At 41.9% G+C, this 19548-nt stretch carries 18 protein-coding genes; 6 read left to right on the top strand and 12 right to left on the bottom strand.

What is annotated here, in order from left to right:
• Positions 1-14: 14 nt before the first annotated feature.
• From treY to ATK78_RS10635, 5 genes are read right to left on the bottom strand one after another with little or no spacing between them, the layout of a single operon-like run.
• Positions 15-4022 carry a malto-oligosyltrehalose synthase gene (gene treY / locus ATK78_RS10650; RefSeq protein WP_133576066.1) on the bottom strand — a complete coding sequence of 1336 codons (4008 nt, stop codon included), beginning with the start codon at positions 4020-4022 and terminating at the stop codon, positions 15-17.
• Positions 4015-5907 carry a malto-oligosyltrehalose trehalohydrolase gene (gene treZ / locus ATK78_RS10645; RefSeq protein ID WP_133576065.1) on the bottom strand — a complete coding sequence of 631 codons (1893 nt, stop codon included), beginning with the start codon at positions 5905-5907 and terminating at the stop codon, positions 4015-4017. The genes treY and treZ overlap by 8 nt, the downstream gene beginning before the upstream one ends.
• A 2-nt stretch (positions 5908-5909) precedes the next feature.
• Positions 5910-8033 carry a glycogen debranching protein GlgX gene (glgX, locus tag ATK78_RS10640; RefSeq protein WP_133576064.1) on the bottom strand — a complete coding sequence of 708 codons (2124 nt, stop codon included), beginning with the start codon at positions 8031-8033 and terminating at the stop codon, positions 5910-5912.
• Positions 8034-8044: 11 nt separating this feature from the next.
• Positions 8045-8209 (bottom strand): hypothetical protein, encoded by a 165-nt coding sequence (locus tag ATK78_RS22750; protein ID WP_166664858.1) that lies wholly within the window; start codon positions 8207-8209, stop codon positions 8045-8047.
• Positions 8210-8232: 23 nt separating this feature from the next.
• A complete protein-coding gene (locus ATK78_RS10635) occupies positions 8233-8703 on the bottom strand; it encodes a ferritin-like domain-containing protein (protein ID WP_133576063.1) in 471 nt (156 codons plus the stop codon).
• A 297-nt stretch (positions 8704-9000) separates the two neighbouring features.
• Between ATK78_RS10635 and ATK78_RS10630 the strand changes: the two genes are divergently transcribed.
• The 3 genes from ATK78_RS10630 to ATK78_RS10620 all read left to right on the top strand — a co-directional run bounded on the left by ATK78_RS10630 (position 9001) and on the right by ATK78_RS10620 (position 10447).
• On the top strand, positions 9001-9879 hold the full coding sequence (locus ATK78_RS10630; RefSeq protein WP_133576062.1) for an Rpn family recombination-promoting nuclease/putative transposase: 879 nt from the start codon (positions 9001-9003) through the stop codon (positions 9877-9879).
• Positions 9880-9948: 69 nt separating this feature from the next.
• Positions 9949-10188, top strand: coding sequence for a hypothetical protein (locus ATK78_RS10625; protein WP_133576061.1), 240 nt, complete (start codon positions 9949-9951; stop codon positions 10186-10188).
• A 67-nt stretch (positions 10189-10255) separates the two neighbouring features.
• Positions 10256-10447, top strand: coding sequence for a hypothetical protein (locus tag ATK78_RS10620; RefSeq protein ID WP_133576060.1), 192 nt, complete (start codon positions 10256-10258; stop codon positions 10445-10447).
• Here ATK78_RS10620 and ATK78_RS10615 read toward each other — a convergent pair.
• From ATK78_RS10615 to ATK78_RS10600, 4 genes are read right to left on the bottom strand one after another with little or no spacing between them, the layout of a single operon-like run.
• A complete protein-coding gene (locus ATK78_RS10615; protein WP_133576059.1) occupies positions 10442-11575 on the bottom strand; it encodes a glycosyltransferase family 4 protein in 1134 nt (377 codons plus the stop codon). The genes ATK78_RS10620 and ATK78_RS10615 overlap by 6 nt on opposite strands.
• A complete protein-coding gene (locus ATK78_RS10610) occupies positions 11550-12566 on the bottom strand; it encodes a lysylphosphatidylglycerol synthase transmembrane domain-containing protein (RefSeq protein ID WP_133576058.1) in 1017 nt (338 codons plus the stop codon). The genes ATK78_RS10615 and ATK78_RS10610 overlap by 26 nt, the downstream gene beginning before the upstream one ends.
• Positions 12566-13834, bottom strand: coding sequence for a glycosyltransferase family 4 protein (locus ATK78_RS10605; protein ID WP_133576057.1), 1269 nt, complete (start codon positions 13832-13834; stop codon positions 12566-12568). Before ATK78_RS10605 ends, ATK78_RS10610 begins: the two co-directional genes overlap by 1 nt.
• Before the next feature lie 3 nt (positions 13835-13837).
• Positions 13838-14839, bottom strand: a complete 1002-nt coding sequence (locus tag ATK78_RS10600) for an endonuclease/exonuclease/phosphatase family protein (protein ID WP_133576056.1) — start codon at positions 14837-14839, stop codon at positions 13838-13840.
• A gap of 179 nt (positions 14840-15018) precedes the next feature.
• Here ATK78_RS10600 and ATK78_RS10595 point away from each other — a divergent pair, with 179 nt between their 5' ends.
• The gene (locus ATK78_RS10595) at positions 15019-15579 is read left to right on the top strand and encodes a histidine kinase dimerization/phospho-acceptor domain-containing protein (RefSeq protein ID WP_133576055.1); all 561 of its coding nucleotides are present in this window, start codon (positions 15019-15021) and stop codon (positions 15577-15579) included.
• A 23-nt stretch (positions 15580-15602) separates the two neighbouring features.
• Here the strand turns inward: ATK78_RS10595 and ATK78_RS10590 are convergent, their stop codons facing one another.
• Positions 15603-15890 (bottom strand): hypothetical protein, encoded by a 288-nt coding sequence (locus tag ATK78_RS10590; protein ID WP_133576054.1) that lies wholly within the window; start codon positions 15888-15890, stop codon positions 15603-15605.
• Positions 15891-16060: 170 nt separating this feature from the next.
• Here ATK78_RS10590 and ATK78_RS10585 point away from each other — a divergent pair, with 170 nt between their 5' ends.
• Complete coding sequence (locus ATK78_RS10585) at positions 16061-16696, top strand: DUF4142 domain-containing protein (protein ID WP_133576053.1); 636 nt, start codon at positions 16061-16063, stop codon at positions 16694-16696.
• A gap of 18 nt (positions 16697-16714) precedes the next feature.
• The gene (locus tag ATK78_RS10580) at positions 16715-18013 is read left to right on the top strand and encodes a hypothetical protein (protein WP_133576052.1); all 1299 of its coding nucleotides are present in this window, start codon (positions 16715-16717) and stop codon (positions 18011-18013) included.
• Here the strand turns inward: ATK78_RS10580 and ATK78_RS10575 are convergent.
• Positions 17997-18731, bottom strand: a complete 735-nt coding sequence (locus ATK78_RS10575; RefSeq protein WP_133576051.1) for a DUF2931 family protein — start codon at positions 18729-18731, stop codon at positions 17997-17999. The genes ATK78_RS10580 and ATK78_RS10575 overlap by 17 nt on opposite strands.
• 3 nt (positions 18732-18734) lie before the next feature.
• Entirely contained in the window at positions 18735-19025 is a 291-nt protein-coding gene (locus ATK78_RS10570) for a hypothetical protein (protein ID WP_133576050.1), read from the bottom strand.
• Positions 19026-19548: the final 523 nt, after the last annotated feature.

Genomic DNA, 19548 nt, shown 5'->3' with positions numbered 1-19548 from the left:
TGTTTCCAGGTTTCTTACCTCCCATACCTGATCACCATCTCCTTCAACACCGCAGCATATTTTGCACCCAGCTCCGCTGGCTTTAATCTCCATGTCCAGTTAGACTTTACCGTAGCCGGTGTATTCATCCTGGAGCTTAATCCTTTACCAAGCACATCCTGCAATGGGATCATTGCTGTTTTAGCAATGGAAGAATAAGCAAGACGAATCATCGTAAGATCAATATTTCCTTTAGAAATGGGATGCCCGGTATATTGTTCAATCCTGGCCTTAGTATCACGGTCAGCTTCCTGTTTATACCAGCCAAGCGTCGTATTGTTGTCGTGCGTACCCGTATAAACAAAACAATTGTCGTTCAGAAAATTATGGGGCGCATGGATAGAGTCAGCCAGGTCATCTGCAAAAGCGAACTGGAGTACTTTCATCCCCGGAAGGTTAAACTGATCTCTCAGTGCATAAACATCATCACTAATCTCACCAAGATCTTCCGCCAATAAGGGTAAATGACCAAAATGAGCTTCCATCACTTCGAAAAATGGAACCCCAGGTCCTTTTTTCCAGCTTCCTTCCTTAGCAGAAGCGGCAGATGCCGGAACCTCCCAATATTCAGAAAAAGCACGGAAATGATCCAGCCTGATCTGGTCGTACATCTCCAGGTTACTGGCCATTCTTAAGATCCACCAGTTGTATCCCTTCTTGCTCATGGCATTCCAATTGTAAACCGGCATCCCCCAAAGCTGCCCCTCAGCATTAAAATAGTCCGGCGGCACACCAGCAACACCCTTAATCTGTCCCGCTGCATCAATGCTGAAAAGCTCCCGGTTTGCCCAAACATCTGCAGAATCCAGCGCGGCATAAAAGGGAAGATCACCAATCATCTGTATGTTTAACGCATTAGCCATTTTCTTCAATTTGGCCCATTGCTTAAAGAATACAAACTGCTGCCATTTGATCTCCGTTAACAGATCTTGCTTACGCAATTCGAAATCACTGATCACCGTTTTATCTCTAAGCCTTGCAGGCATCGGCCATTCATACCATGGCTTTCCGTTATACTCCCTTTTAAACGCAGAAAATAACGCGTAGTCATCCAGCCAATACCTTTCCCGCTCACAAAAACTGACAAAATCAGGATCAGGCTTTAATGCCGTAAAATTACCGCAATAGCGAATATACGCATACTTTAAAGCCAGTAACTTTACCTTTTCAACAGCCGCATAATCAACCTTTTTACGGCCCTTCAAAACCAGCTTCTTCAGTTCAGCGTCCGTCAGCAGCCCCTCCTGGCAAAGTAATTCCGGACTGATCATTAAGATATTTCCAGCCATTACAGAACTGGAGCTATATGGGGAATAAGACTGGTCAATACCAACCGGGTTCATCGGTAAAACCTGCCAGTATTTTTGCCGGGCAGACACCAGAAATTGGAGAAACTCATGCGCAGAATTCCCCAGATCACCAATTCCATAGTCAGAAGGTAAGGAAGAAATGTGCATCAGAATGCCCGCACCTCTTTTATGTTCCTGTTCCTGAAAATGAAAGATCCCAATTGGCAGCCCGGTCATTAAATCAGACAGCATCAGTTCATCTTTCACTTCAGTCTTAGTTTCTCTCAGCACATCTTTAAATGAAGAAGGGATACCCTCAGGCAAAACAATCCGTGTATCCTGCCAGTCTGAATGATTGATCTTTTGCGGATCGGCACCCGTCAGCTCAACTGCATTCAAAGGAAGTACAAACAACAGCCATTCCCCTTTATGCCTGCGGACAAAAGCAATCACCGAATCAGAGAATTTTCCCTTAACCTTTAACGGCAGATAGAGCCCATCAGAAAAAAGCAATGGATATTGTTTCCGAATGCCGAGCACTAGCTGGATAAAGAATAACTTCACCGCACCATTCCCGGCCTGCTCCCAAAGCAGATCCGGGCTATATTCCCCTTTTCGTATTCCAGTCAGGAATTTCTCCCTCAGCGCATAATTAACCGGCCTCCTGTTATCAGGGTCAACCATGCTCAGATCCCAGAATTCAGCACCCTGATAGGTATCCGGCACACCCGGACAGCCAAATTTAAGCACCACAGAAGAAAGCGAATAGATCTTTCCAAACTGGCTTACCTTTTTATGAAAGGTAACAAATCGGCTCCAAAACTCACGTTCCGGGTTAAGCATGGCGGTAACAAAGTCCCTGGCAGAATCTTCGTAGTCCACTTCTGGTTCATCCCAGTTGGAATTCCGTTTAGATTCCCGCAATGCTTTCTCAATATAGGCTAAAAACCGTTCGGGATACGCCCCGGTGTCCGGCCCCTCATCCGGATACGTTGCAATCAGGTTTTGATAGATCAGATATTCATCATTGGTATCCGGGGTATCACCAGATTTAAGATCGGCATTCAGTTCCTTCCAAAGCTTTACTTCATCCAGCCATTCCTTTTTCAAATCGGTCAGCACATGCAGTCTGGCCCGGGCATCTTCCCCCCTTTTGGTATCGTGTGTACTCGTCGCATTCATCGCAAGCGGCCAGTGATCCTTTCTACTGATCATGGCCTGATGAAAATCATCAACCGTAATTCCAAAAACATCCGGAGAATCGCCCACTTCATTACTGCCAATAAAACGATTATAGGTATACATCAAAGTATCCTCAACCCCTTTAGCCATTAACGGACCGGTAAACTGCATCAGCCGCTGATAAAATTGCAAAACCCGTTGCCCGTAATCAGTTTCTCCAGTGGTATTGCCAAATAAGATCCGCTTAAGAATAGCCAGGGCATCCCGATATTCAGCAGCCTTTTCCAGATCTGAGAAAATAGGTTCCAGTGCCTGTACCTCAGATGTCGGCAGCGGGTATTGATTACCATAGAACCGGTACACCGGGCACCGCACTAAAATTTCAGCAATCAGCTTTTTGAAGATCAGCGGATCATTCAATGTCTTTTCTTTCGAATTAACCAGCTTTAAAGACCTAAACAGATCAAAAAGATTATCCAGCTCACCAGACATGTGATTGGCTAAGAAGGATTTCTTTTTAGTCCGGATCTCGGTCTGCACAGAAAGTGTATAATCACTTAAATTCTTATAAAATTCATCAAATTTCTTTTCCGACTTTTCATTGGTAAAAAGCTGGTTCAGCAGACCCAGGTAGTCATAACCAGTAGTTCCCTGAACCGGCCACCCCACAGGCAGCTCTTCACCGGGTTCCAGGATCTTTTCAATGACGATGTAACAATCCGGTCCGCAAAGTTCGCGCAATTGCTGCAAATACGCCTCAGGGTCATACAGCCCATCTGCATGATCAATCCGCAATCCCTGAAAAATACCTTCGTCCAGCAATTCTTTGGTAAAACGATGGTAGGAATTAAAAACATCCTCAAACTGCATATTTAAGCAGATCAGGCTATTCACGGTAAAGAACCGGCGATAGTTAATCCGTTCATTGCTTTCCTTATAGCTGCAAAGCCGGTAAAATTGTTGTCCAGCAATCGACTTTATTGGCTTATCCAGATCAGTACCCACTTTTAACGGCCAGCAGCTGTCAAAATAAGCCAAAAACCATTCCTCCCCCTTCTGAGTAAGCTTCAGATCTCCTGATTCAATAACCTCATCAAGACTGGAACCTAAAAACGGAACCATCAGCGGTTCAACGGCCAGATCTTTAGAAATGATGTCAAAATAATTCCGGTAAGGAGAATCCTCCCCATTTTTCAAAACATCCATTAACCATTTGTTGTGCGGATGGAAGCCCATATGATTGGGTACAATATCCTGGATCCATTGCATACCCAATGATTTCAGTCGTTCAGAAATTCTTTTAAGTTCATCTAAAGATCCGATTTCAGGATTAATGCGTTCCGGATTTACCCCGTCATAACCATGGGTACTTCCAGGCACCGCATCAAAAATGGGCGAAGCATAAATGGTCTGAATTCCCAAATGATTCAGATAGGGAATAATTTTATTAAAATCAGCAAAAGTAAAATCGCTGTTAAACTGAATACGATAAGTGGAGATCGGATCAAACATAAGATGCGGAATAAGCAATAAAGGATTCGGGTTGGAGGAGAAGTTTTTCAGTTTTGTCTTGCATTTCCGGAATAACGTCTGCATTATCCGAACAGGAAATGGAGCGATCCGGGTCAGCAATAACTGCAGCTGTACCAGTACCAAGCCATTCCGGTGCAGCAGAATCTATTAATTTTAGATGGATTTTTAGATGCGGCGGAATAACCAAAGATTGCGGCTGTTTCGAAAAATTCATTCCGCAGAGCACCAGGTCCAGATCACCAGATGTTCCCCGTTCAAGCAGTAAAGCATGCTGCTTAGCAAGAAGATGAACATGAGTTCCCTCCCGGTCACCATTGCCAAGCACCGTATTTTTACGAAGGGCAATCAGCTTTTTATAAAATTGAAATAAAATACGATGATCCGGTTCAGATAGCCGTGACCAGTTTAATTTAGAAGCCAAAAATGTCGATTCATCCTGTGGATCTGGCGCTTCACCGGCACCATGCATTTCTGTAAACTCAGCCTTTCTTCCCTTTCTAACCAGTTCAACCAGTTCAAGATCGGTATGGCTTACAAAATACAGGAAAGGATTGGTTTCTCCCCACTCCTCACCCATAAACAGCATGGGTAAAAAAGGAGCACTGAGCACCGCAGCAGCCATAAGTTTCTGCATTTCAAAGCTAAACAAAGTACTGCTGCGTTCACCAAGCATCCGGTTTCCAACCTGGTCATGATTTTGAGAAAATACAATAAACTGCTGACCCGGATGACCGGCCGCAGTTTTTCCAAACGTTTTTTTCCGTTCAGCAGAATACGTTCCCGTGTATACATACGCATCACAGTAAGATTTTGCCAGGTGGTCAATACCCGAAAAATCAGCATAATAACCTTTAGCCGGTTCACCGGCCGTAACCCGCAGGGCATGATGAAACTCGTCTACCCATTGCGCATCCATACCCAAACCATGGTCTGCCACAGGCGATATATATTTAGGATCATTCAGATCAGACTCCGCAATCAGGTAATGTTTGCGGCCGGTATGTTCCATTAGTTCATCCGTCTTTTCCCGGATAAGCTGAAGCAGGTGCACTGCAGAAAAATCCTTTATGGCATGTACCGCATCCAAACGCAGGGCATCAATGTGAAAATCCCTGAACCACATCAGCACATTTTCGACCATAAAATCCCGAACACCATCGCAATTCTGGTCGTCATAATTTATCGCATTGCCCCAGGGGGTATGGTATTTATCCGTAAAATATGGTCCAAATTCAGACAAGTAATTTCCTTCCGGACCCAAATGGTTATACACCACATCAAGTATTACAGCCAAACCCTTTTCGTGACAGACGTTCACCAAATGTTGCAAGCCTTCAGGCCCGCCGTAACTTTGCTGCACAGCAAAAAGGAATACACCATCATACCCCCAGTTTCTACTACCTGGAAATGACGCTATAGGCATCAACTCAATTGCGGTGACACCAAGTTCCACCAAATGATCCAGACGCGCTTCAATCCCCTTAAAATCGCCCGAAGCAGAAAATGTTCCGGTATGCAGTTCATAAAGAATATAATGCTCTAACGGAATGTTCTTCCAGGATTCATCAGTCCAGGAGAAATTTAAAGAGATCGCTTCTGAGGCTTCATGAACACCCTCCCGCTGTGCCAGCGAAGCAGGATCCGGCAGTTCTTTTCCATCAATAACAAACACATACCTGTCACCGATTTTAATTTCAGCGCTTACCAGGTTCCAATATCCTCTTTCACCGGAATTTAGTTCAAGAATAAGCCCTGTATGTATTACTTTTACTGCAACAGAATCTGCATTTGGGGCCCAAACACAAATCACAGCGTTGTTTTGGGCATCAAAATTCAGCCCTATATTTCTTTTCAGTAGATTCATGATCAATGCCCGTTTAAATTGGTCAGCACAATAACAGACCGGCCATCAGCCACCAGCTTTTGTCCGGGCAGGATCTTTGTGTGCTTCGTATCAAAATCCGGATCGGCAGTGTCCAGTACCTTAGACCATTCTTTACCATATCGTTCATCTGGCAGACTAAACATTACCGCATCATGATGGGCATTAAAAATGAGGTAAAAATTATCATCAACAATTTTCTCACCCTTGCTGTTCCTGCTTTTAATTCCATCTCCATTTAAAAAAACAGCCAGAGAGCGTGCGTAATCCTCATTCCAATTGTGTTCCTGCATCTCAGTACCTTCCGGAAGAAACCAGGCTACATCTTCCACACCAGACCCATGGATCAGTTCACCATGAAACCAGGTACGCTTGCAAAAAACAGGATGCGCTTTTCTAAGCCGGATAACCTCCCTGGTAAACTCCAGAAGATCCCTATCGGCCTCCTGCCAGTTAATCCATGAGATCTCATTATCCTGGCAATAGGCATTATTATTTCCACGCTGAGTTCTGCCCAGTTCATCACCCGCAACCAGCATAGGTACACCCTGGGATAATAACAAGGTGGTCAGCAGATTACGTACCTGCCTTTTACGGATGGTATTGATACGGATATCATCAGTCTCCCCTTCAATACCATAGTTACAGGACCGGTTATGGTCTTCACCATCTTTGTTATCCTCACCATTGGCTTCATTGTGCTTATCGTTGTAAGTCACTAAGTCCCGCAAAGTAAAACCATCATGGGCCGTAATAAAATTAATGCTTGCAGTAGGTCTGCGGTTATCATCTTTATACAAATCCGGGCTTCCGCTAAACCGCAGTGCAAATTCACGGAGCATGCTGTCTTCAGCCCTCCAGTAATCACGGATACAGTCGCGGTATTTACCATTCCATTCGGTCCATCCCGGCGGAAAGTTCCCAACCTGGTAACCGCCCTTGCCAATATCCCAGGGTTCGGCAATCAGCTTAACCTGAGAGATCACAGGATCCTGATGAATGATACTGAAAAATGCCCCTAGCATATTTACTTCATCCAAACCCCTGGCCAGGGTAGAGGCAAGATCAAAACGAAAACCGTCTACATGCATGTCCAGGATCCAGTATCTCAAACTATCCATCATCAGTCTAAGTACACTTGGAAAATTGGCATTTAGCGTGTTTCCAGTACCCGTATAATCCATATAGTAGCGTTTATCCTCGGTAAGCCGGTAATATTCCACATTATCTATTCCCTTAAAAGAAAGGGTCGGACCTTGATGGTTACCTTCCGCAGTATGGTTATAAACCACGTCCAGGATCACTTCAATGCCGGCCTTATGCAGGGCCTTAACCATATCTTTAAATTCCCTGACTTGTTCACCATTATTTCCGCTCGAAGAATATTTAGTGTCCGGCGCAAAAAAACCAATCGTATTGTAACCCCAGTAATTGGTAAGACCCTGTTCTACCAGGTGCCGGTCGTTAATAAACTGGTGGACAGGCATCAGCTCGATGGCCGTAATGCCCAAAGATTTTAAATGATCAATAATTACAGGATGGCCAATCGCAGCATAAGTACCGCGGATCTGCTCCGGAATATCAGGATGCTGTATCGTTAAACCACGTACATGGGCTTCGTAAATTACACTTTGCAGGTAGCTGAGACCGGATGATTTCACACCTTCCCAATCATAGCTTTCATCAATCACAACGCTTTTGGGAATATAAGGAGCACTGTCAGATTCACTTATGACCAGGTCATCCTTGCCAACCTCATAACCAAAAAGGGAATCGTGCCAGTCAACGGCTCCGGAAATCGCTTTTGCGTACGGGTCAATCAGTAATTTATTGGGGTTATACCGCTCCCCATGCTTGGGGTTATAAGGGCCGTGTACGCGGTAGCCATAGCATTGTCCGGGTTGAATATCCGGAACATATACATGCCATACTTCACTGGTCCGCTCAAGTAATTTAATCCTGGCAATTTCCTCATTACAATTGGACTTAAACAAGCAGAGTTCAACGTCTGTAGCATGTCCGGCAAACAGTGCAAAGTTTACACCGCTGCCGTCCCATGTTGCTCCAAGCGGATACGGATTACCAGGATACACAATCATATCCGCCATATAGATCTAAATTATAATAACCGCAACAAGTAGTTCGGTCTTTGTACCTTTTCTTTAGGATCAGATTTACGTTTTTGCGTATGCGCGCCAGATCTTCTGTTACTGTTCTCCGCATTTTCAGTTTTTGGATCCATTGGTCCATTAACCTTTTCGATGTTTTTTTCTATAGTTATCATAGCTAATTAATTAACCGCTATCGCTATAAATTGTTTGGACTATCTGCATTATTTGTTCTGAGCGAACTGATTTCATAAAGCGCTTCAGAGATCCCATCTCTTTGGCGGGTTAGCAGATCGATATGATCCGCGTGACTCGCATAATCTTTCAGGCATTTATCGTATTTCTCAATAGCCGCCATTTCACCCGTTTCAATAGCAGAAAGTATTGCTTCATCTTCCTTACTGCTTAAGGCCTGCTTAATGTCAATCCAGGTACGGTGCAATACACCAAGAATCCCGCCTTCTTCATTGTCAGATGTACCACCATGCTCATTAATATGCGCTTTCAATTCCATTGCATAACCGGCACGCTGTGCAGAATATTTAAGGAACAGCCCTTTCAGTTCAATTTTTTCAGTCGCCTCAGCGGCAGATTCATATCCTTCTTTTCCATCGTTAAGAATCGAAACAAGGCCTTTTAAATCATCAATAATTTCAGCATTACTTTCCATAGGTATAGGTTTTTACCATATAACCAACGCAGATTTAAAAGGTTCTGGAAATCGAAAAATTAAATACTCCATTTACAGGCTCACCTATCCATTAGCCCTTAAGAGCTTCGGAAAACGTCTGAAAGCATGAGCGCATTGGAGAACGTTGGAGAACGTTGGAGAACGCTGAGACCGTCGAGAAAATGTTAGCACTCGAGCGCCACGAAATATGGAGATTATGAACATAAGACACGAATTCTTTTCTGAAAACTTGGTATTATCAGCAAATAGCATTAAGGTCGCTTATATAAATAAGATATGGCTAAAAAGCATCAGGAATACCAGTTTATAGATCCGTTCTCAGATTTTGCATTCAAAAGGCTTTTTGGCTCCGAGAATAGCAAGCCGATCCTGAAATCCTTTTTAAATGAATTATTTTCGGGCAAGCGGATTATTCAGGAAATTGAATATGATCAAAATGAATATCCCGGAGAGATCAGGGAAGAAGGCGGAATCATACTTGATGTCGTTTGTACGGACGACAAGGGTTCTAAGTTCCTCATAGAGATACAACGGGCACGGGCAGAAAACTTCAAAGACAGAACCATCTTATACGCGTCGCGAATGATTAGTGAGCAATGTCCAAAAGGCGACCGGAAGGTTTGGAACTACAAGCTCAAAGAAGTTTACCTCATAGCGCTGCTTGAAAACTTCACGATCTCGCACCATCAAAATCTTGATTATTTACACAATATTAACCTGATTAACAGGAAGACAGGAGAAATTTTTTATGAAAAACTTAGCTATACTTACATTGAATTGAGTAAATTTGTGAAGACAGCAGACGAATTGACAACGGGGCTTGACAAATGGCTTTATGCGTTAAAAAATCTAACCACATTTCAGGAACGCCCAAAAATACTGGATTCAGCAGAATTTGAACATCTGTTCAATCTTGCACAGTATACAAATTTATCAAAGGAGGAAAGGAATATGTACAGACACAGACAAGAAGGCTTATGGACACGTCAAAATTTGATGAGTTATGCCAGGAAAGAGGGAAAAACTGAAGGGAAACTTGAAGGGAAACTTGAAGGGAAACTTGAAGTTGTAAAAAAACTTAAAACCAAAAATTTCACTGTTCAGCAAATTTCAGAATTAACTGATCTTTCCATTGAAGAAATCGAAAAATTATAATTTCCAGTTTTCACATACATAGAAAGCTTCATAACATTTATCTAACATAAATCAAAGGAGGAAAGGAATATGTACAGACACAGACAAGAAGGTTTATGGACACATCAAAATTTGGTGAGTTATGCTAAGAAAGAGGGAAAAACCGAAGGGCTAATCAAAGGCGAATTGAAAGGATTGGTTAAAGGTGAATTGAAAGGACTAGCCAAGGGAAAAACTGAAGTTGCAAAAAAACTTAAAACCGAAAATTTCACTGCTCAGCAAATTTCAGAATTAACTGATCTTTCCATTGAAGAAATAGAAAAATTATAATTTCCAGTTTTCACATACATAGAAAGCTTCATAGCATTTATCTAACAAATCAAAGGAGGAAAGGAATATGTACAGACACAGACAAGAAGGCATATGGACACATCAAAATTTGCTGAGTTATGCCAGGAAAGAGGGAAAAACTGAAGGAAAACTTGAAGGGAAACTTGAAGTTGTAAAAAAACTTAAAACCAAAAATTTCACTGCTCAGCAAATTTCAGAATTAACTGATCTTTCCATTGAAGAAATCGAAAAATTATAACGACAAAAACAACTGGTAATACGATTCCACCATTTTTTCCCAACTGTAATTCTCGACAGTATATTTTGAGAAATCGTTACTGTATTTCTTGTACTCGCCCGGATTTTCAATCAGGTGATTTAATTTTTTCCCCCAAACATCAGGACGCTCTGAAGCCACCAAAAAACCATTTTTCTGATGCTGGATCGCATCCGGAATCCCATCAATGTCGGATGCAAAAACAACTGCTCCCAATACCGCAGCCTCCAAACATACCAACCCAAATCCCTCCATATCCCCATCCACTTTAATATTGGGCATTAGAAAAACATCTGAAGCAGCCAATATTTCCTGTACCTCATCCAAAGGTAAACGGCCCAGATGTTTAATGGAATCCTTATATTTTGGATCTTTTAGCAATTTCCTGATTGTGCCCTGATCAGATGGATAACCCAGGAACAGCATGATCTTATTTCTGATCCGCTTCGGTAAGGTAGAAAGCAGAGATTCAGTAACAGACTGCTTATGATCAAAAGGACCAATGATCAGCACTAAAAAATTCCCTTCTAAAAAAGGAAGTACCTGGCTGATAAACCAGGAGATCCCCTTACGGATCACCGGCCTTCCCATCATGACCAAGATCCGTTTTCCGCCCGCATCCATATTTTCCCTTTTTAAAATGGGCTTCTGCATATGGGTATCCACACCATTTTTTATGACCTCAACCCTTTCTCTTCGGATCCCAAGATCAATTATTTTCTCTGCAGTAGCCTGACTTACAGCAATCAGCTTGTTAAAGCGGCTAAACCTGGGCAAAATATATCGGTGGTAGATCTTACTCGGAAATACCACATCCAGGCCATGAAGGGTTACCGTTCGTTTCAAGCCAGGATAGCCTTTATGCCATAGGCAAAATGCGGCAAGCAGCCCATCATTGAAATGGATAATCTCAATTCCGGGGTTCTCCCTGCACAGGTTAACAATTCGTTTTTGAAGTGAGCCAAAGAAACGCAACACGCTGCCCTGGCCATCATAGACGATCAGATGGACTTTACAGTACTTAGCCATCCCCATGATCAGCTCATAGCTTTGCTTTTCCATCCCGCCGGTTGCTGGCGGAAATTTATGGCTCACAAATAAAACTTCCATTTGATTTTAATTTAAACTGCCTTCTTTTATAGATCAGCAGATAGAACAGACCCCCAGTCAGGATCCAGAATAACAACCTCGCCCGGCGCAGAATAGAAACGGATAACCACAGAGAGGCACTGCCAACACCAATCAGGCCAAGAACCATTTTATTTCCAACCTCCTCTATCCCCAATTGTCCGGGTATAAAGGCACCTGCAGATTTGATCACAATCACCCCCATATCCATGATCAAACCTTCCATTACAGAAATGTGGTATCCCAAAAAATAGAGAATGATGCAGAACTCCATAGACCCAACGACCCAATGCATGGAGAAAAATAAAAAAGCACCTAAAAAGGCTTTCGGTTTACGCCGGTAAAAGTCAATAAAGCTGTTGTAGTAATTCCTGACTGCAGCAGTTAAAAGATTCATCTTTCCTATAACATGGGACTCAGAACTTTTAAAAGAGCAGATCCGCAGAATACCATAGAAAGCCAATGCCGCAGCACCTGCAAAAACCAACAGGTATAAAACATAATGTATTGGAATACCAGTCTTATTTACATCACTAAAAAACAACCAAACGAATGCGGTTAATAATAAAAAAACCTGTGTTATGATCATCATAATCCTGGAAATTACAACCGAGTTGATCACTGTCTCCTGCTGATCGATGTAGGGTTTTAGTAAGAATACCTTAAGGAGGTCGCCGCCAATGATACTGGCTGGATTGAAGATGCTCACAGTTTCACAAACCGTACGGATCATAAAAAGCTGCCCAATAGAAACCTTACGCCGGTCATCACCCATGCAGTACTGCCAGCCAATCGTACCCAGCCAATAGGCCAGGGAGGTAATCCCTACGATCCATAAAAAACCAAAGCCAACACCGGTTAAGGTAGATGCAGTTTCGCTAAAATTTGTTGCCCTTATAAAAAAGAAAAGTGAAACCAGGATCAGACCGGCAAAACCGATCTTTATAATTTTAATATAGGGCAGGCTGCTCATTAAATTACATTAATGTGCTCAATGTTCTTCTCAACGCGCTCAAAGTTCTCAGTGTTCTCAACGTTCTCAACGTTCTCAAGGGCATTTTTGTGAAGATCATGAATGGTATGCAGTCCGGTTAATCCGGTCAGATCTTTGAAATAAGTATCAGCCAGCGCAGTCCAGTCGTAAGACCGGCAGAATTGCAGGCCATTTGCAGAAAGTTCAGCGCGAAGGTGCGGATCGTTAATAACAAGTTTGATCTTATCCAGAAACACATAAGCGCTATCTAACGTGCTCACGCTGCATTTAAAACCATTGATGCCATTCGTAATAAAATCCTTGCTGCCACCAGCATCTGCAATTACACAAGGCGTACCAGACGCCATGGCCTCCAATACCACATTCCCAAAAGTTTCGGTATTAGAAGGAAAAACGAAAACAGAAGCAGACGCATACAGAACAGACAGATCGGAATGACTGAGATTACCGGTAAAGACCGCATTGGGCATTCGTTGCTGACAAGCTTTCCGGGCATCGCCATCACCAGCAATAATGAGGTTAAAAGGCAATTTCTGTTGCTCCATAAGCGCATAGATCCCAATCAGCAGTTCCAGGTTCTTTTCCCAAACCAAGCGGCTCGCAAAAAGAACAGAAGGCATCCGGTTCCCAGTCAGCCGCTCCATATAGTCCGTGTCTTTTTTCAATGGAGAAAAGAGACTGGTATTGATTCCACGCTTCCAGATCACAAGGCGGTTGCCGTCAATACCAGAAGCCATCAGCTCAGAAGCAATGCTGGTTGATGGAACATAAACCTTATCACATTCATTGTAAAACTTATTCTGAACTGCGGTGATGTTCTGCTTGATGGGCTTAATCAGGAAAGGAAGGTGCTTAAAATAATAGTCAATATAACTCACAAAATGAGTATGGTAAATGGTGATGACAGGAATGGAATGGAGCTTTGCATATTTCAGTCCGAAATGTCCCAGCATGGAAGGCGTCGCAATGTGGATTACATGCGGATTAAAGTCCTTCAGCTGACTGCTGATGTGTTTTTTAGAGAATCCGGGAAGCGCAATCTTGTATTTTTTATTGACTGGTGTAGAAACAGCTGGTACTTTCAGGCATTTAAAATCTCCAAGCTGATCCGGACCAGTTCCGCAGATGAACAAAAAATCAAATGAATTTGAACAGATGCGGTCAATCAGCTGGAACATGGTACGCGAAGCACCATCGAAATCCTCAATCAAAATTTCTGCAAAAAAGGCAACTCTAATCCGATCCATGATTTAATTTTTTTTAGCTATATAATTCGGTTGAATGCGCCATGCAAAAGATAAACTAACGGGACAATGGTCAGACAGGGGCTTCCCATGCACATCAGTAAACAGGCTCTTTTCTATTTTAAAATCCTTTGGCAATAATTCGATCTCGCTGCTGCTCCGAAAAAGCACCTTATCAATAGACTCACAAGTATCTGTAAGCTTCAGGATTGCATCATTGGGCAACCGGATCTCCGGCTTAGGAAACTTTCCGTTCCTATACAATAAGATCCAGGCATCCAGTAGCCCGTTATCTTTAAGCAAATGGTCTACATTATCATATGTATAGCTGTAATGCGCATTTAGATCTCCCATAATAATTACAGCCCTCCCGGCAGAATGGGTTTTCACATAATCCGAAAACTGCAGCATATTTTTACGGCGGGCGGCAGCAGCTTCAGGGTGATTGGCCGCATTTGCATGGATGTTGTAAAAATCAATAGAAGTTCCGGCAGTGATCTCGATCCTGCTGTAACTGAACCCTTTCAGGGTAAAACAATCTGCATCGGTACAATCCGTCCATGGAATTCTGCGAAATTCAGTAATTGGAAATCTGGATAGCGTATTTAAGCCATCACTATATGGGATCATCCCTTTGGCAGAAGTCCGGTAGGGATGGTTGTTCCCGGAATTATATAATTCATCATTGTAATTAAAATCCTCCTGAACATGGGCTACAGCATAGGCATTCAGCTTTCTTCCAATCGCCGCGATGCTTTCAGACCTTGGCGTTTCAGCACTGGAGATCAGTTCAGGCAAACCGGCAACGTTATAGCTGATGGCAGAAAATTCACCTTCATATACTGGTGTGGATCCTGCTGTTTTACTTGTAAAGGATGGATAAAAAACGACCTGGTGCCGGTGAAAATTTACCACACCAAAAGACAGGGAAACAAAGCAGGTGAGCAGTGATAAGGTAATTAACAAATACCACTTCTTTTTAGAGGTCCTTTTAAAGACAGCGATCATACAGGTAAAATTAGTATGACCCAAAAATACCCGCCACAAGTAAAATTAAATGTGCTTAAATATTAAGATTTCATTATTTATGGGAGGAGAATTGTCCATAAACTTACCCGTATTCTTAACCTTTTGGCTAGAATATTGTTAACAGAAGATTATCTTAAAACCGTATTTACAGATGGCGCATGCAAAATTTTAAAGAAATACAGAAGCTCCTTAATAACTCAAGCATCTACTATTTGATCTCAGTAGACATGGACAGCAGGTATTCATATCTCAATGAAAGGTACCACAAAGCGTTCGATGGGATTCACGGTAACCTGGTTGGTCAGCATTATGCAGTTACCATTCATCCGGACGATCTTAAGATTTGTATAGAAGCCGCTGAAAAGTGCTTTAAAAATCCAGCTGGGATCTATCCCGCAGTGCTGCGCAAGCATGATGGAAAAGGAGGGTATATCATCACAGAATGGGAATACAAAGGCATGTTCAATGCCGACGGCTCTCCCGCAGGCATCTTTTGCCTGGGCCATGACATCACAGAATTAAACGAAACCAAATTGACCTTATCCGACCTCGTTTATCAGCAGTCGCATGTCATCAGAAAGCCAATAGCCAACCTGGTCGGACTAACTGAACTTTTAGAAAATATGGAAATTGACCCATCCGTAAAAGAGGTAATTGCGAGGATCAGTGAAAGTGCAACAGAGCTGGATCAAATTATCCGGAATATGGCAGAGAAATAATGGTCTGCAGCATAATTCATACCCTATTTTGTACGGTCAATGTAAATCAGGGAGGCTACCGGCAGCGCAAAGCTACCTGCTGTTACCACACCGTTTTCAGCAATTAACCCACTGCTCTGCACGGTAATCGACCCTTCGTTAACAAGACTTGCGCGTGTAGCGCCTATCCATTCAGCCACCGAAGTTTCTGAAGATAGTACATATAGCTGTTTATTGCCTTCGTCTTTACTGCATGCCGATAAAAGCACAGCAGCAGACACCACAATAACAGCACTTAATTTTTTAATATATCGGATAATACCAATGATCATCTGAGGGTATAGATAAGGGTATGCGCTATAGGATGAAAGGCTAAAATACAAAACTCAATAATAAGGAATACCTGTAAAAAGAAAAACTACCCTTACGGGTAGTTTTCAAATTTAAAACCAATTGGAGATGTCGTTGTTTTAAAAGTTACAACACCATTACCAATCCCATTATGAAAAGCAAGCATACTTATATAGCCGCACTATTTGCGGTGAGCGCAATGATCCAAAGCTGTTCAACAGCAAGAAATACCGCAGGAACGCCAGGTTCAAATCTACCTCCGGGTCCCATTAGCCCAACACAGGTTGTTGGCCCACAGGGCACAGTAGGCACAGTCAGCGCAAGCAATGTATCTAACACGCCAATACCGGAACCCATCAAGATCGATACCTCTTTAAAGATCAATGGAGATGTATCTTTTGTTCAGCAAACCATTTTGAATAATTCAAGGGAAATATATCTTGCAGGCCTTGCTGCAAAAAATTCACAGGATTCTGATGTTAAGGCTTACGGGACAATGGTAGCAAAAGACCACAATGCCGCAAACACCGAATTACTCAAAATAGCAAAATCAAAAAACATCCTGATACCAGAACAAAATCAACCTGCTGCTGACGCGCTAAGCAACCTAACAGGAGCTGAATTTGACAAAGTATTCTTACAAACGATGGTTGATGAACACAAGAAAGCCGTTAACCTGCTTGAAATGGGTGCGAAATCGGCCGATCCAGAATTAAAAGCCTATGCAAAAATGTACCTGCCTACTGTTAAAGAGCATATTAAACAGATCAAATCTTTGAAAAAGTAGTCGAATAATTGAATATTGATGGCTAAGGAAATTAAAGCAGTACAATGCCCCAAATGCTCAAGTACACATAAAATTGAGCTCAGAACAAATTATTACGAATGTAAAAACTGCGGAACAACATATTTCCTGGATAATAATGACATTAACATCAATCACAATTATAACCATTCAACTCATAAAACCAATCCCCTATCATCAGATTCGGGCAGAAAATCGAAAATGCTGGGGATTGGCCTACTGCTATTTTTAATGCTAACGTTCGTATTTATCTGGGTAATCAATTCAGATTCTTCGCCGGAAAAGCAAGCCGAAACAAAAAAAATCACATTTACCTGGCGGAATGAACAAAGGCTTCCTTTTATTAACCCCGCACAGCAGCCAGTTATAGTAGCTGTAGGTGAACGCAGGTATTCGGATGATCCTGCGTTAGACAGGGATGGGTCTTACGTGACATTTTATGATGTACTTTCGTCCAAAGAGCTAGGTAGTCAGCAGATATTAAACATTCCGGAAAAATTACTCCACACCTATTCCTTAAAGGAATTTAAAAATGGTAAAATTTACCTTATTGTAGACAAATCACTATTATTTGAGGTTGACAAGTCAAATTACACGATCAGGGATGTGACCAAAACAGCATTTAGCAGTCAGCCGAGATTGGTAAGCGGCATCGCTAATGTTGAATTTACCTTTGACAATTATGGCGATGGTCTAACATTATTAACAAATGACGGCAACAGTCTTTACTACTATCCTGTAGCAGATAAAATATACAGTGAAAAAGATCTGTATGAAGCCAGAACGGGTATGAAATCAGTGCTATCCGGATCCGGAGTTAAAACAACCTTTACATTTTCAACACCGGGTACGGACTACCCGGATGAGAAAATACAACTTATTAAATATACGTATAAAGATAACAAAGGCGGCCCTGAAACTAAGGCGGAGTTTCAATGGAAAGAAAGCCTAACCCAGAACGGAACAGAAAAGACTTTCACCAACCCAGACCTGTACCGGCTGTTGTCGTACGCAGATTTTTCACCAGGCAGGTTATACTTCAACCCACGCCTGTTATATCGCGATAAGGAATTATTATTGATCAGTATCACTGCAACGGCCTCAGAAGATGCGCCTACCTCCGTTCAATGCCTGAACGCAAATTCCGGTGCTATTTTATTTACAATGTCATTCAATAAAGGCGAGTGGTTGTATGAATGTGTCAGGTATAAAAATGGATTTGTCTTAAAAGGCAATTTGGAGAGTTTCGTTTTAGGTATAGATGGCAAAATAATTAAAAAGTTTACTTTGGATCATTGACGCCGGCTTTCCAGAACCTTTCATTATCCCGGATATAATGGGTTGGGGTGTCGATGTAATTAGCACCGGCATCAAAACCATTTTTGAATACTGTTTTTAAACTATCATTCAAATCTTCAAAAGCGGTTGTTAAATACTGTTTTTTAGTGACCCTTCCTCCATTAATATAAGTGTCGTCAGCAGTAGGCTCACGAGCAGCGAGCCTGGCTTTCAGAATTACTTTCTCCAGATTTTTACCACGAAGCCATAAAATGAACTGTCCGTCATTGGCCAGCCCGGCTAAAAAGGTAAGTCCGTGTTTATTGTCGTATAGTTCTACTTCCTGATCTTTTTTAGGAGCTGCCCTAAATGTTTCCAGTAGTAGCTGCTGATCCAGATCAAGCGTGTCATTATAAAACTTCTGCTCACGATACGAGGCATAATTCACAACAAGCTTTAAAGGCAGCCGGTCCTTTTCATAGGCTTCAGGGAAATAATGTTCCTTACCCCATTCAGACATAAATGATTTTACATCATCATCATTAAAAGAAGCCATTTCCTTTCCTGGTAAAATGAAATAGAGTTCACGGATATAAACCGGATACGAGCCTGGTGCACAAACACTGGATGCATAATAAAATCTTTCCCAGCCTTTATAGTTCAAAACCCTGATCAGGGTTGCAATAACCAGTAACACGCCTAAGGCCATGTAGGCTTTATTTATAAAATTCAATTTCATGATCTAGTGTTGAAAAGCTGCGCCCAATCCAAGCATATAAATAAAAACTGCGATCACATAAGTGCTTAGCAACAGTACAATGGCAAAGATCCATTTACCAGCCCGATACCCTTTCCCATGGTAACTAAAGGCATAACCACCGGTTAAAATGGTCAAACCAACTGCTGCAATTACCTGATTGGCCAGCTGATCATTTTCAGAATTAAATGTGCAGTTTAAAAAAATGATTAGCAGTATAAAATTTACTACAATGAGCAGTACAGAAAGACTGCTGTTCTTTGCTTTTTCATCCATATGGAAGCATTTAATGTTGTTCCCGGAACTGGGAATGGTAAATTAACAAACACAATAATGATTTAAGGTCTTGGAAGTGTAAAGGAAAACCATCGGGTTAAGATGTCGCCAATAACACATTTGGTTGTTTAATTCATTGTTACTCATAGACATTGACAAAAGGTATCCAGTTAATCCAGAACAACGTAAATTACACAATTTTTAGCTAAGTTCAACTAAGTACCATGATAATGAATGCCGGCACATCATTAATAAAACATTATTCTATAATTATTTATACAAATAAAATAAAAATTCGAATATTCACAAACAATAGAAATATTATTACTACATTTACTTCGAGAGCGTTAATAAAGGGGGTCAGCCGTAAGGTCGGCTCCCTTCTTTTTATCTGGTATTTTAGAATATTAGCTGTTGCTCTATCCGGGAATATTTATCCTCATACATAAGTTATTTCATCTTATTTCATCGAAATCAATTATTTAACTGCAAAATATTTATATCTTGTTCAAGATTTTATTAA

The sequence above is a fragment of the Pedobacter metabolipauper genome, assembly GCF_004362715.1.
In the GTDB taxonomy this organism is placed as follows: Bacteria; Bacteroidota; Bacteroidia; order Sphingobacteriales; family Sphingobacteriaceae; genus Pedobacter; species Pedobacter metabolipauper.
The sequence above is the reverse complement of the archived record's forward strand: the minus strand, read 5'-3'. Positions and strand labels throughout refer to the sequence as shown.

What these genes read in the sequence shown, in the direction of transcription:
- treY (WP_133576066.1), bottom strand. Translation starts at nt 4,022, where the DNA reads ATGTTTGATCCGATCTCCACTTATCGTATTCAGTTTAACAGCGATTTT.
- treZ (WP_133576065.1), bottom strand. Translation starts at nt 5,907, where the DNA reads ATGAATCTACTGAAAAGAAATATAGGGCTGAATTTTGATGCCCAAAAC.
- glgX (WP_133576064.1), bottom strand. Translation starts at nt 8,033, where the DNA reads ATGGCGGATATGATTGTGTATCCTGGTAATCCGTATCCGCTTGGAGCA.
- ATK78_RS22750 (WP_166664858.1), bottom strand. Translation starts at nt 8,209, where the DNA reads ATGATAACTATAGAAAAAAACATCGAAAAGGTTAATGGACCAATGGAT.
- ATK78_RS10635 (WP_133576063.1), bottom strand. Translation starts at nt 8,703, where the DNA reads ATGGAAAGTAATGCTGAAATTATTGATGATTTAAAAGGCCTTGTTTCG.
- ATK78_RS10630 (WP_133576062.1), top strand. Translation starts at nt 9,001, where the DNA reads ATGGCTAAAAAGCATCAGGAATACCAGTTTATAGATCCGTTCTCAGAT.
- ATK78_RS10625 (WP_133576061.1), top strand. Translation starts at nt 9,949, where the DNA reads ATGTACAGACACAGACAAGAAGGTTTATGGACACATCAAAATTTGGTG.
- ATK78_RS10620 (WP_133576060.1), top strand. Translation starts at nt 10,256, where the DNA reads ATGTACAGACACAGACAAGAAGGCATATGGACACATCAAAATTTGCTG.
- ATK78_RS10615 (WP_133576059.1), bottom strand. Translation starts at nt 11,575, where the DNA reads ATGGAAGTTTTATTTGTGAGCCATAAATTTCCGCCAGCAACCGGCGGG.
- ATK78_RS10610 (WP_133576058.1), bottom strand. Translation starts at nt 12,566, where the DNA reads ATGAGCAGCCTGCCCTATATTAAAATTATAAAGATCGGTTTTGCCGGT.
- ATK78_RS10605 (WP_133576057.1), bottom strand. Translation starts at nt 13,834, where the DNA reads ATGGATCGGATTAGAGTTGCCTTTTTTGCAGAAATTTTGATTGAGGAT.
- ATK78_RS10600 (WP_133576056.1), bottom strand. Translation starts at nt 14,839, where the DNA reads ATGATCGCTGTCTTTAAAAGGACCTCTAAAAAGAAGTGGTATTTGTTA.
- ATK78_RS10595 (WP_133576055.1), top strand. Translation starts at nt 15,019, where the DNA reads ATGCAAAATTTTAAAGAAATACAGAAGCTCCTTAATAACTCAAGCATC.
- ATK78_RS10590 (WP_133576054.1), bottom strand. Translation starts at nt 15,890, where the DNA reads ATGATCATTGGTATTATCCGATATATTAAAAAATTAAGTGCTGTTATT.
- ATK78_RS10585 (WP_133576053.1), top strand. Translation starts at nt 16,061, where the DNA reads ATGAAAAGCAAGCATACTTATATAGCCGCACTATTTGCGGTGAGCGCA.
- ATK78_RS10580 (WP_133576052.1), top strand. Translation starts at nt 16,715, where the DNA reads ATGGCTAAGGAAATTAAAGCAGTACAATGCCCCAAATGCTCAAGTACA.
- ATK78_RS10575 (WP_133576051.1), bottom strand. Translation starts at nt 18,731, where the DNA reads ATGAAATTGAATTTTATAAATAAAGCCTACATGGCCTTAGGCGTGTTA.
- ATK78_RS10570 (WP_133576050.1), bottom strand. Translation starts at nt 19,025, where the DNA reads ATGGATGAAAAAGCAAAGAACAGCAGTCTTTCTGTACTGCTCATTGTA.